Below are 11,840 nucleotides of genomic sequence, written 5' to 3'. Positions count from 1 at the left end.
TTTAATAAAATTGATAACCTAATATCCACTTCCGCCGGAAACAATTATTCGGCTAACGATCACGACAATTGCCGGTTTTTTATTAACGCGCTTTATCGTCATGCCGGATTATCCGTGGGATGATGAACAAGAGATCGAGCGGACGATTCAGTTTTTGATGAATGGGTTGACGAAAACATGATAGGGCATTTTTCTATCATGTTTTTTTATTTTTTTTTAAAAAAGGTCTTGAAAGTCAAAGAAGGTCAAATTATAATAAAGACATAAAGGTCAAATATAGTCAAAGTCAAAAGGAGGTTGGTGCCTATGATGTGCCAAGCATGTAAACAAAATAAAGCAAACGTCTTTTTACACGTACAAGTAAACAATGAAAAACAACAATTACACCTTTGCGATGCGTGCTATGCAAAGCAAAAACAACAATTAAAAGTGCCAGCAGGATTCCACTTCGATCGTCTCGACCAATGGTTCTCCGACTTTTTCGCACCGCTTACAGAACATTCCCATATCGAGCAACAAATACACCAAGAACAACCGAAGCGAAACGGATTGCTTGATCAATTCGGTCGCAACTTAACACAACTTGCGAAAGCAGGACTTATCGATCCGGTTATCGGACGCGAAAAAGAAATTGAACGCGTCATCGAAATTTTAAATCGCCGCAACAAAAACAACCCGGTATTAATCGGTGAACCAGGTGTCGGTAAAACGGCGATCGTAGAAGGATTAGCGCTTAAAATTGCCGAAGGGTCTGTTCCGACGAAATTGTTAAATAAAGAAGTGTACGTGCTTGACGTTGCATCGCTCGTTGCCAATACAGGCATTCGCGGTCAATTTGAAGAGCGGATGAAACAATTAATTGCCGAATTGCAACAACGGAAAAACGTCATCTTATTCATCGACGAAATTCATTTACTCGTCGGAGCGGGTTCGGCAGAAGGCTCGATGGATGCAAGCAACATTTTAAAACCGACGCTTGCTCGCGGCGAATTACAAATCATCGGCGCAACAACGTTAAAAGAATATCGTCAAATCGAAAAAGACGCTGCGCTTGAACGCCGTTTCCAACCCGTCATCGTTCATGAACCGACGATCGAACAGGCGATTAACATGTTAAAAGGCATTCAGCCAAAATACGAACAATTCCATCAAGTGAAATATACGGATGAAGCGATTCACGCCTGCGTCACATTGTCACATCGCTACATTCAAGATCGCTTCCTCCCTGACAAAGCGATTGACTTGTTAGACGAAGCGGGCTCAAAAGTAAGCTTAAAAGCGACACCGACAAATAAAGAAGCGATCGAACAACGTCTCGAGCAAATCAAAAAAGAAAAAGAAAAAGCCGCCCAAGAAGAAAACTACGAACTTGCAGCAAAATTACGCACCGAAGAATTACAGCTTGAAAAACAATTGCAACAAAACGGACAAGCTGAACAACCGATCGTCGATGTCGCCCATATTCAACAAATCATTGAAGAAAAAACAGGCATTCCAGTCGGCAAATTACAAGCTGAGGAACAAACGAAAATGAAACATTTAGAAGAAAACTTAGCGAAAAAAGTGATCGGGCAAGAAGAAGCGGTGAGAAAAATCGCGAAAGCCATTCGTAGAAGCCGCGCTGGCTTGAAAGCGAAAAACCGTCCGATCGGTTCGTTCTTATTCGTCGGTCCGACTGGCGTCGGTAAAACAGAATTATCGAAGACGCTTGCTGAACAATTGTTTGGCTCAACAGATGCGATGATTCGCTTAGATATGAGTGAATATATGGAAAAACATGCTGTATCGAAACTCATCGGTGCACCTCCTGGCTACATTGGTCACGAAGAAGCCGGTCAATTAACGGAAAAAGTGCGCCGCAATCCTTACAGCATCATCTTGCTTGACGAAATGGAAAAAGCGCACCCAGATGTACAACATATGTTCTTGCAAATTTTAGAAGACGGTCGTTTAACAGATAGCCAAGGCCGTACCGTCAGCTTTAAAGATACGGTCATCATTATGACATCAAACGCCGGTACGATCGGAGAAGGTGACTTGCTTCAACGCCTCAGCCTATACTTTAAACCAGAATTTTTAAACCGTCTCGACGCCATTGTCGAATTTAAACCGCTTGAAAAAACGCATATGTTGCAAATCGTTGACCTTATGCTTGCGGAATTGCAACGCACGCTTGATGAACAACATATCACGATGACGATTAGCGACAAAGCGAAAGAAAAATTAGCTGAACTCGGCTATCATCCAACGTTCGGTGCTCGTCCGCTCCGCCGCGTCATGCAAGAACATGTCGAAGATCAAATTGCCGACGTGCTGCTTGATGAGCATGATGTGCGCACGATCCACATCGATGTAAAAGACGATCGCATCGTCGTTCATGCTGAAAAAGGCAAATAAAACAGAAAAAAGGTGTCCCAAAAGCAAGTGGGGCACCTTGTTTCTTCTTAACGATGTGCACACACGTAATATATTTATTCATCGAAAAATTAAGTAATCTTTCCTTTTAGCTGTATGGATTTTCCTTTTTTCTTAGATGGATAGGTCCATTGAAAAGAAGTGCCCATTTGTCCTTTTACATTTTGTAATATATTTGTAATATAAACATCTATTTTTTCCATTTCAAGTGTCTTGGTATCATTTTTGAAAACAATGATATAATTTGCCCAATGAATCTTTTGATTTCCATATCCGCCAATTCCTGCATAAGCCCATTGTGCTAATTTTTTATTGAGGTTAGGGAGTTCATTTTCCATTATTTTTAGGAATAGCATGTAATTTCATCGCGCCGTGTCCTCCTAATCATGGGATAAGTCTGTTGTACTATATCGCATCGTATAGCGGCAATTGCACGTATACTGTCGTTCCTTTCCCTCGTTCGCTTTCAAAACGAATCGAGCCGCCGTGCAGTTTGACGATTTTGAACCGTGACAAAGTACATATACCGCTTCGTTCGTTTGCGAAAATTGAATCGGCATCGTTTCTGCCTTCACACGCGCAAGCAACCGTCCGTCGACAAGCGAATGAACATACGCTTCTTGCTGAATATACGCTCCGCTCCCATGTCCACCGACCCATAGTTCATCCGTTTCAGCAACAACTAAGCCGCTGACCGCAAAATCGAGCGTATCGACCGTTCGTTTCACTCGTTTTGTTTGCTGGTCAATAAATGAAATAGCGCCATGTTTAAAATGAATGACAATCCATTGCCGATGTTTGTTGTCGGCGACGATGGAAAAAGGGGAGGGGGGAGTAGCGATCGTCTCTTTTACTTTTCCGTCGAACGTCATGACCGATACCGTTCCGTCTTTTTCGTTCACAACGAGCAATTCGTGTTTTGTGACGAGCACATCGGTAACCCCTTTGTTTACGCGCCAACGTTTTTTCTCTTTCCCTGTCGATAGCGTGTACATCATCATTTCATCCATGTCTTGTCCAAACAACATGACCGTATCGCCATCAGGAAGGAGGATGGCTTTCGTTACCGGATTTTTCATCTTCCATGTTGCCATCGTTTTTTTTGTGTTATAATCAACGAAGGATAAGCTTTGCTCCTTTATATTGACGACCCCAACGACCGATTTGTTTCGGGGAATTGGGGTGTACGTCTCTGGTGTGCAGCTTGCCAATAAAACGACGATGATAAGCAAAAAAAGAAACGAACTTGCATCGTACGCATCCTCCATCGTGTATATGTATCATCATTGTAGCAAATGATTGTGATGATTTTGTGAAATTATTGTAACATGGAAGGGGATTAAAATGAAAAAGTGGTTGTTGTTGTTTGTCTTCGCTTTGCTTGTTGTGGCAGGTTGTGCAAACAAAGCAGAAGAAGAAGAGCTGGCGTATTTGGACGTCAAAATGGCGGTAGAAGAAAAGCTTCCGGTGAATGAAGAAGTCGAGCTTGCATGTTTTGTGACATACGGTGACGAAAAAGTGACCGATGCATCGGAAGTGAAGTTTGAAGTGTGGAAGCATGGAGAAGAAAATCGGCAAATGTTAGAAGGAAAACATGTCGGTGATGGGAAATATGTCGCGCGCTATACGTTCGAAACGAAAGGGACGTATGCCGTCGTCGCACATGTGACAGCGAAAAATATGCACAATATGCCAAAAGTTGATGTAGTAGTGGAATAAGAAAAACGGCGGAAAATATTCGCCGTTTTTTTTCATATATATATATAGAAAAAATGGACGAGTGGGGGAGAGCGTATGTGGATGCGGGCGATTCAAATTGCGTTTGTATATGTCGGAACGGTAGTCGGGGCTGGATTTGCGACAGGAAAAGAAATTGTACAGTTTTTTACGCAATACGGAGCAATTGGGACGGTCATGATTGCAGGAAGCGGAGGTCTATTTATTTTTTTCGGGACGCGTTTAATGGTGATGGCAAATCGGCTTCAAGCGCGGTCATATGAGCAATTCAACGCCTATTTGTTCGGAAAAATGAGCGCAGTTGTCAATTTGTTTATGTTTGTTGTGCTATTTAGCGTGACGTCTGTTATGTTGTCGGGAGCAGGGGCGGTGTTTGAAGAACAGCTTCATATGCCAGCGCATGTCGGGCTTTTGTTTACGATGTTGCTTGCGTTTGTGACGATGTTGTTCGGTTTAAATGGTATTTTAAGCGTCAATATGGTCGTTGTGCCGCTTATGATTATTTTTAGTTTGTCGATTGCGCTCATAAATGAAAGCGACATCGTCTGGACGAAGCCACCGCTTGCCGCGTTTTTTTCCCCGTTTGCGTATGTGGCGTTTAATTTAGCGATGGCACAAGTTGTGCTCGTTCCGCTTGCAACCGAAGTAAAAGATGAACGGGCGATTCGCCTTGGGGGATGGCTTGGCGGCATATTGCTTATGTTTATTTTATTTAGCAGTCATTTCGCGCTTTCTTTACTTCCTAATTTGCCATCTTACAGCATTCCGATGGCGGAAGTCGTGAAACGTTCGCTCACATCGTTTTACGGGCTATATGTCGTCATTATTTATGGTGAAATTTTCACTTCGTTTATCGCGGGCGTATTCGGATTACATCGGAAATTGGCGCTTTTTTCTCAAACGCCGATCTTTGTTCTCATCGTGCTTTTACTTATGATGTATGCGTTTAGTTTAGTCGGGTATCATGCGCTTTTAACCGTATTGTACCCTTTGTTTGGGTATGTTAGTATCATCTTTATTTTCTTACTTTTCTATCGAAAAATGCCTAGCTAGAAAAAACGAAATGTAGTACATTGAATGTAAGGAGGTGGGTTCATGCGGCAAACGGTTATCGCTATTGTAGCTTTGCTTATTGTATTTACACTTGAGACATTTCACATCATTCAATGGTACGATGCACGTGTATGGCCTCTTATTGTTTTTTCTTTTGGACTTATCGTTCATATATATGTGTTGAAGCGCGGTGTACGTGAACACGAAGCGTTTCTTTTCTTGCCAGCAGCGATCGCATTATGGATGGGCGCGCTTGCATTTGGCGGTTATGTTTTGTTTCATGACGGAACGATGTACGTATTGGCGTTTACGACCGGTTTGTTGGAATGGTGGTTATTTAGCGGTGAAGAGTGGCTGAAAACGCCGCTTCTCTTTTGTTTCGGGTGTAGCGTTGCAGCTAGTTTAGAAGCAGGGAATACGTTTTTACTTCTTTTTATTTTAATGATCGGCATTTTGGCATATATGTATCATACAAAAAAAGAGCGAGCCAATGCACATTAGGCTCGCCTTTTCTCTTTATTCCACGCCAAACCGATGTAAAATTTGTTTCAGCTGATTGACGTTTTCTGCCAACACGGCTGCTTCTTTCGCAAGTTGATGGACGCTCATCGCTTGTTGTTCAAGACCGCTTGCTGTTTCGTGAACGACTTTTGTAAAGTCGTTGGCGATCGTGTAAATGTCTGTGATTGCTTCATGTAGCTCGTTGCCTTCTTTTGTCGTTTGTTGCATCAGCGTTCGATTCCGTTGAATTAAAGCGTTTAGTTCATGTGACATCGTTTGGAAATGGGCGAGACTTTCGGTCATTTTTGTTAACGAGCCGGTCGTTTCGTCTATTGTATTCGCTTGGTTAATTACTGCGTTTGCGACCGTTGATAGTTGGCGATGGGTGTTCGCAAGCGATGATAAAATTTCTGCCGCAAAAGTGTTCGTATGTTCTGCCAGTTTACGTACTTCCGACGCGACAACCGCAAATCCTTTTCCGGACTCTCCTGCGCGGGCAGCTTCAATGGAAGCGTTTAATGCCAACATGTTCGTTTGTTCCGCAATGGCGGTAATGGCGGATACTTTTTGGATTAACGCGTCCGCTTCTTTTGCGACCGATTGAATGCCTTGGGCGGTGTCGTTCATTTGTTGTTTCGTTTCTTTCATTTGTTTTTCGATCGTTTGCATATCGTGATATCCTGTTTGTGCGGCGTCAAATGTCGATTGTGCGCTTTTCACGACTTGTTCGATGTCTGTTTGGACGGTATGCATATATTGAAGCATCGTTTGAATGCGCTGTTTCGCTTCGTCGACAAATGCGGTTTGTTTTTGTGCCCCTTCACGAAACGTTTCCATCGTCGCGGATACTTCATCGAACGCTTCCGCAATGCGCTTCGCTTCTTCTTTTTGTTCGTGGCTCACTTGTTCGACGGAGTGGGTAGCTTTGGCGATTTGTTGTAAAATCATGCGCAAGCCGAGAATGACTTTATTAATTTCATAGCCGATTTGATGAAACGCATTGCGCTTGCCGACCGTTTTCACTTCTTCCTGCAACTGTCCCGATGATACAGCGCGCGTGACGTGATACCAAGCGCGCAGTCGATTCATGATGATGCGATAAAACGAAAAAGAAACGACAAACCCAACGATGCCTGTCCCGACAACAAGCATAAACGTTTGTTTTAGTGGCATTCGCATGAGAAGGGCAACGATAAAAAGAGCGGCGACTGGCAATAAAACGATGGCGCCAAGCCACATTTCCATATACGGCTGATGAATTAAACGGCCCATTCGTAAATTAAAGCGCTTTCCATTTTGTTCGAACAGCGGACAAGCAGCGTCGATGAGCACTTCGCCTGTATTTCGTTTATACAGTTGCAACAGTGGAGTAGTGGTCGTTGCAGATTTTTTTCCTACTTCGTCATCAAACACCATGCCTTCGCGTAATCGATTTGTATGCACGAGGCTGCGCCCGTCTTCATCGACGATGACGAAATATTCATCGCGATCGAGATGACGGTCTAATATAGCGCGCAACGAATCGAGCTGTTGAGCGAGCGGTTGATCGAATCGAGTCGCTCGTTTGACTTCTTTCGCGACCCGTTGCACTTTTTGTAACGCTTTTTTTGCTTGTTTTGATTGTAGCAATTTCCTCTCCCCCTTTTCTCCTCATCTAAAATATACACAATTTTCAAACAATAAAAAAGTCATAAAAAAGAAAAAGGAACAAATGATAAAAAGGGGAGGTGGCACAATGACTCAATCGAAACGACAAAAAGAGCGACAATGGACCGTTCGTAAGCAAGCGCAAAATGAACCGAACGGGAAAGTGAAGTCGTTTGAACAACTAGCAAAAGAGGAAAAATAAATGGAAAAGGCTGTCCCAAGGAAGTTTGTGACAGCCTTTTGCATCGTTATTTTGCTTTTAGTGCACGAATTTCGTTTTCATGTACAAGTGATCGAACAGCAAGCGACTGAATCGCGAGCTCGTGTCGTGCTTGGGTTGCGATGACATCTTCAAGTTTCTCGGACATGTCAGCGAGGTTTTGCTTGATCGTTGGGATTTCATTGACTGCTTCTAGTATTTCAAATACAGCTTGTTTAATGAGAGGAAGATCTGCGATGTCATCTTTCGTGGCCATACGTTGTTCGATGCTGGCGATATCGTCTTTTGTAGCCATACGTTGTTCGATGCTGGCGATATCGTCTTTTGTGGCCATCGTTTGTTCGATGTGTTCGATACGCTTGTCCATGGCGGCGATATCATCTTTTGTAGCCATGCGTTGTTCGATGCTAGTGATATCGTCTTTTGTGGCCATCGTTTGTTCGATGTGTTCGATACGCTTGTCCATGGCGGCGATATCATCTTTTGTAGCCATACGTTGTTCGATGCTGGCGATATCGTCTTTTGTAGCCATGTGTTCGATACGCTTGTCCATGGCAGCGATATCGTCTTTTGTAGCCATGCGTTGTTCGATGCTGGCGATATCGTCTTTTGTAGCCATGTGTTCGCGCAACGATGCGAGCTCATCGAAAATACGTTTGAGCATATCACCCATGTTTACTCACCTCCCCCGACAACATTATATCATCGCATAAAAAAGAAAGCGATAAAAAAAGATGCCTCAAACTAATATGAGGCACCTAAATGTTTAATAATTCAAATCAATACGAATTCCCTTGACGCTATATAAAATATTTTCAGCGATGTTTGTTACATGGTCGCCAGCGCGCTCTAAATTGCGCGTCACAAACGACAATTGCGTAATTTGGTTTGTAAACTCAGGTTTTTCGCTCATTAAGTTGATTAATTCTTGAATAATTTTTCCTTGCAACTCATCTACGCGATCATCTTCAAGCGCAATGCGTTTCGCTTCTTCAATATCATCGTTATGGAACGCATGAAGCGCATGATCTAACATTTCATTGACGATTGCTGCCATTTCAGGAATGTGAACGATCGGTTTCACGTGTGGCTCTGTGCCGATAAATTTCACCGATTTGGCGATATTAACCGCAATGTCACCAATACGTTCGACATCCGATGAAATTTTGAGGGCGACAATTAACCGCCGTAAGTCAGATGCGACTGGTTGTTGTTTTAAAATCGTCATAATCGCCAGTTCGTTAATTTCTCGTTCAAGCTCGTTAATTTTTTTATCGTTTTCAATAATTTCATCCGCTTTTGCGATATTTTGCGTTTTTAACGCTTCAATTGATTCATGGAGCGCCTGTTGAGAGGCAGATACCATTGTCATTAATTTTTCGCGCAGCTGTTGAAGTGCAGCGTCAAAAGTAGAACGTTTTGTCATGTTGAATCACCTAACTTTTTTGAAAGATAAGAAAGTATAAAATTTCAGATTTAGGGAGCTGTCTAGCTCCAAGCGCCATCGGCTCGAGTCGCTCCGCCCCTTCTTTCGGCGGCTAAGCCTCCCCGATGGGGCTTGTGCGCTCTTCGCGGAGCCAAGGATGGCGACATTTCGCCGTTGCCCGCAGGAAGCGGGCTGCCTTTAGGCGAAATTGGGGCGCTTTGCGCCTTTCTTGTTGTTATTATATCCTGAAAACCGTTCACAAATAAAGCATAATTTTTTTATAGAATGAATATATGTTTTATGGTATATTGTTAGGCGTACAATTGAAGAAGAATTCTACGCTGCTGGCGTAGGAGAGGTTCTAGAACACCCTCTATAAAAAAACTAGGGATCGCTATGTCCTTAGGGGGTATAGCGTTTTTGTTTTAGAACGCTCTTTCTTCTTACGATGTTAGAAAGGAGAGCGAAAGATGAAAAAGGAAAAAGCAGTTGTTGTTTTCAGCGGTGGCCAAGATAGCACAACGTGTTTATTTTGGGCGAAAAAACATTTTGCTGAAGTGGAAGCGGTGACGTTTGACTATAACCAACGACATCGACTTGAAATTGACGTTGCCGCTTCGATTGCTAAAGAGCTGAACGTACCCCATACGGTGCTTGATATGTCGCTATTAAATCAGCTCGCACCAAATGCGCTTACAAGAAGCGATATAGCAATCGAGCAAAAAGAAGGACAATTGCCGTCCACGTTTGTCGATGGACGCAATTTATTGTTTTTATCATTTGCGGCGGTGCTGGCAAAACAAAAAGGAGCACGCCATCTCGTGACAGGGGTGTGCGAAACGGATTTTAGCGGCTATCCGGACTGTCGCGACGTATTTATTAAATCGTTAAACGTGACGCTAAATTTAGCGATGGATTACCAATTTGTCATTCATACGCCGCTTATGTGGCTCAATAAAGCGGAAACGTGGAAGCTTGCAGATGAGTTAGGTGCGCTTGAGTTCGTGCGCAATAAGACGCTCACGTGCTATAACGGCATCATCGCTGACGGGTGCGGCGAATGTCCAGCGTGCGTGTTGCGCAAACGCGGTCTTGACCAATATATGAATGAAAAGAAAGGAGCAAATGTGCGATGATCCAACAAATTTATCCGCAAGTCATTCATCCGTTTCGCTATGAGCTAAATAAAGATATGCAAATCGCGGCGGCGCACTTTATTCCACATGAAGCGGCCGGGCAATGTGCGAACTTGCACGGACATACGTATTTTATCAACATTACCGTTGCCGGTGACGAGCTGGATGATTCCGGTTTTTTAATTAACTTTCAACAGTTAAAAAAACTTATCCACAATCGTTTTGACCATACGTTAATGAACGATCATACCGATGTATTTAGCAACACGCAGGCGGAACATTTTCCGACGACAGAAGTCGTAGCGCGCAAAATTGCTGAAATCGTGCAACAACATTTAGACACGTTGCCAAACAAACCGACATGCGTTCAAGTGTTTGTGCGGGAGTCCCCGACAAGCTATGTCGTATATCGTCCGAAAGCAGGGAAACAATAATGGAGCGCATTCCCGTCATTGAAATGTTCGGACCAACGATTCAAGGGGAAGGGATGGTCATCGGACAAAAAACGATGTTCGTGCGCACCGCCGGATGCGATTATCGTTGTCGCTGGTGCGATTCATCGTTTACGTGGGACGGTTCTGCAAAAGACGAAGTAAAGCAAATGACGGCTGAAGACATTTGGCAACAGCTGAAACAACTTGGTGGTGACCGTTTTAACCACGTGACGATTTCTGGAGGCAACCCAGCGTTATTAAAAGGACTTCGTGCTCTTATTTCATTATTAAAAGAACATAACATGCGCATCGGCTTAGAAACGCAAGGGAGCGTATGGCAAGATTGGTTTTATGACATTGACGATTTAACGATTTCACCAAAGCCGCCAAGTTCAAATATGAAAACAAATTTTACAATGCTTGATACGATAATGGAACGACTCACAGCGCATCGCGGGCATGTGAGCTTAAAAGTTGTCGTGTTTGACGATGAAGATTTTGCATACGCCAAACATGTGCATCAACGCTATCCAACCGTCCCGTTTTACGTACAAGTCGGAAACGATCACATACACGAAGCGGATGACGTTACGCTTCGCCTTCAATTATTGCAAAAACTTGAATGGCTCGTTGACAAAGTAGTACAGTCTAAAGAGATGAACAACGTCCGCGTCTTGCCGCAACTACACACGTTATTATGGGGCAATCGCCGCGGCGTATAAATAAAGGAGGAAGGAATCATGAGAAAAGAAGAGGAATTACAAGGCGTCACACTCCTTGGCAACCAAGGAACGAAATATGTATTCGAATATAGTCCTGACATTTTAGAAGTGTTCGACAACAAACATCCAGATCGCGATTATTTTGTTAAATTTAACTGTCCGGAGTTCACGAGTTTATGTCCTAAAACAAATCAACCAGATTTTGCCACTATTTACATTAGTTACATTCCTGATAAAAAATGTGTCGAAAGTAAGTCGTTGAAGTTATATTTATTTAGCTTCCGCAATCATGGTGATTTCCATGAAGATTGTGTCAATATTATTATGAACGATTTAATTCGCGTCATGGAGCCGCGCTACATTGAAGTATGGGGCAAATTTACACCGCGCGGCGGCATTTCGATCGACCCATATTGCAACTGGGGACGCCCGGGAACGAAATATGAACAAATGGCGGAATATCGCCTATTAAACCACGATTTATATCCAGAAAAAGTCGATAATCGTTAATGGGGCTGGCTTATAAGCCAGCCTTAAAAAAATCACAAA

Annotated in this window: 14 protein-coding genes, 1 pseudogene and 1 riboswitch; of the genes and pseudogenes, 10 read left to right on the top strand and 5 right to left on the bottom strand. The window is 43.2% G+C overall.

Annotated elements, in window-relative coordinates; all coding sequences use genetic code 11:
- Positions 1-25: 25 nt before the first annotated feature.
- Positions 26-181, top strand: a pseudogene (locus BO219_RS14915) (TetR/AcrR family transcriptional regulator); the annotation flags it as partial.
- 125 nt (positions 182-306) lie between these two features.
- The gene (locus BO219_RS13025) at positions 307-2,397 is read left to right on the top strand and encodes an ATP-dependent Clp protease ATP-binding subunit (protein ID WP_077429840.1); all 2,091 of its coding nucleotides are present in this window, start codon (positions 307-309) and stop codon (positions 2,395-2,397) included.
- An 89-nt stretch (positions 2,398-2,486) separates the two neighbouring features.
- On the opposite strand, the gene BO219_RS13020 is transcribed toward BO219_RS13025, so the two are convergent.
- Both BO219_RS13020 and BO219_RS13015 read right to left on the bottom strand, forming a co-directional pair.
- A complete protein-coding gene (locus BO219_RS13020; RefSeq protein ID WP_077429839.1) occupies positions 2,487-2,771 on the bottom strand; it encodes an MspI family type II restriction endonuclease in 285 nt (94 codons plus the stop codon).
- Between the two features lie 24 nt (positions 2,772-2,795).
- Entirely contained in the window at positions 2,796-3,683 is an 888-nt protein-coding gene (locus BO219_RS13015; RefSeq protein ID WP_226373836.1) for a YncE family protein, read from the bottom strand.
- Between the two features lie 76 nt (positions 3,684-3,759).
- Here BO219_RS13015 and BO219_RS13010 point away from each other — a divergent pair, with 76 nt between their 5' ends.
- From BO219_RS13010 to BO219_RS13000, 3 genes are all read left to right on the top strand, one after another.
- Positions 3,760-4,134 carry a FixH family protein gene (locus BO219_RS13010; RefSeq protein WP_077429838.1) on the top strand — a complete coding sequence of 125 codons (375 nt, stop codon included), beginning with the start codon at positions 3,760-3,762 and terminating at the stop codon, positions 4,132-4,134.
- A 75-nt stretch (positions 4,135-4,209) separates the two neighbouring features.
- A complete protein-coding gene (locus tag BO219_RS13005; protein WP_006321627.1) occupies positions 4,210-5,205 on the top strand; it encodes a YkvI family membrane protein in 996 nt (331 codons plus the stop codon).
- Between the two features lie 42 nt (positions 5,206-5,247).
- A complete protein-coding gene (locus BO219_RS13000) occupies positions 5,248-5,706 on the top strand; it encodes a hypothetical protein (protein WP_077429837.1) in 459 nt (152 codons plus the stop codon).
- A 15-nt stretch (positions 5,707-5,721) separates the two neighbouring features.
- Here the strand turns inward: BO219_RS13000 and BO219_RS12995 are convergent, their stop codons facing one another.
- Entirely contained in the window at positions 5,722-7,335 is a 1,614-nt protein-coding gene (locus BO219_RS12995) for a methyl-accepting chemotaxis protein (protein ID WP_077429836.1), read from the bottom strand.
- A 106-nt stretch (positions 7,336-7,441) separates the two neighbouring features.
- Here BO219_RS12995 and BO219_RS14910 point away from each other — a divergent pair, with 106 nt between their 5' ends.
- Positions 7,442-7,555, top strand: coding sequence for a DUF6254 family protein (locus BO219_RS14910; protein WP_226373835.1), 114 nt, complete (start codon positions 7,442-7,444; stop codon positions 7,553-7,555).
- Between the two features lie 46 nt (positions 7,556-7,601).
- On the opposite strand, the gene BO219_RS12990 is transcribed toward BO219_RS14910, so the two are convergent.
- Both BO219_RS12990 and phoU read right to left on the bottom strand, forming a co-directional pair.
- Positions 7,602-8,246 (bottom strand): hypothetical protein, encoded by a 645-nt coding sequence (locus tag BO219_RS12990; protein ID WP_077429835.1) that lies wholly within the window; start codon positions 8,244-8,246, stop codon positions 7,602-7,604.
- A 93-nt stretch (positions 8,247-8,339) separates the two neighbouring features.
- Positions 8,340-8,999 (bottom strand): phosphate signaling complex protein PhoU, encoded by a 660-nt coding sequence (gene phoU / locus BO219_RS12985; protein ID WP_077429834.1) that lies wholly within the window; start codon positions 8,997-8,999, stop codon positions 8,340-8,342.
- A 349-nt stretch (positions 9,000-9,348) separates the two neighbouring features.
- Positions 9,349-9,393: riboswitch (PreQ1 riboswitch) on the top strand.
- Between the two features lie 76 nt (positions 9,394-9,469).
- On the opposite strand from phoU, the gene queC reads away from it, so the two are divergent.
- From queC to queF, 4 genes are read left to right on the top strand one after another with little or no spacing between them, the layout of a single operon-like run.
- Positions 9,470-10,135, top strand: coding sequence for a 7-cyano-7-deazaguanine synthase QueC (gene queC / locus BO219_RS12980; protein ID WP_077429833.1), 666 nt, complete (start codon positions 9,470-9,472; stop codon positions 10,133-10,135).
- Positions 10,132-10,569 carry a 6-carboxytetrahydropterin synthase QueD gene (gene queD, locus BO219_RS12975; RefSeq protein ID WP_077429832.1) on the top strand — a complete coding sequence of 146 codons (438 nt, stop codon included), beginning with the start codon at positions 10,132-10,134 and terminating at the stop codon, positions 10,567-10,569. The genes queC and queD overlap by 4 nt, the downstream gene beginning before the upstream one ends.
- A complete protein-coding gene (gene queE / locus BO219_RS12970) occupies positions 10,569-11,291 on the top strand; it encodes a 7-carboxy-7-deazaguanine synthase QueE (protein WP_077429831.1) in 723 nt (240 codons plus the stop codon). The genes queD and queE overlap by 1 nt, the downstream gene beginning before the upstream one ends.
- 18 nt (positions 11,292-11,309) lie before the next feature.
- Positions 11,310-11,801, top strand: coding sequence for a preQ(1) synthase (gene queF, locus BO219_RS12965; protein ID WP_006321635.1), 492 nt, complete (start codon positions 11,310-11,312; stop codon positions 11,799-11,801).
- Positions 11,802-11,840: the final 39 nt, after the last annotated feature.

Origin of the sequence: Anoxybacillus kestanbolensis (assembly GCF_001996285.1) — a bacterium.
Lineage (GTDB): Bacteria > Bacillota > Bacilli > Bacillales > Anoxybacillaceae > Anoxybacillus > Anoxybacillus kestanbolensis_A.
The sequence above is the reverse complement of the archived record's forward strand: the minus strand, read 5'-3'. Positions and strand labels throughout refer to the sequence as shown.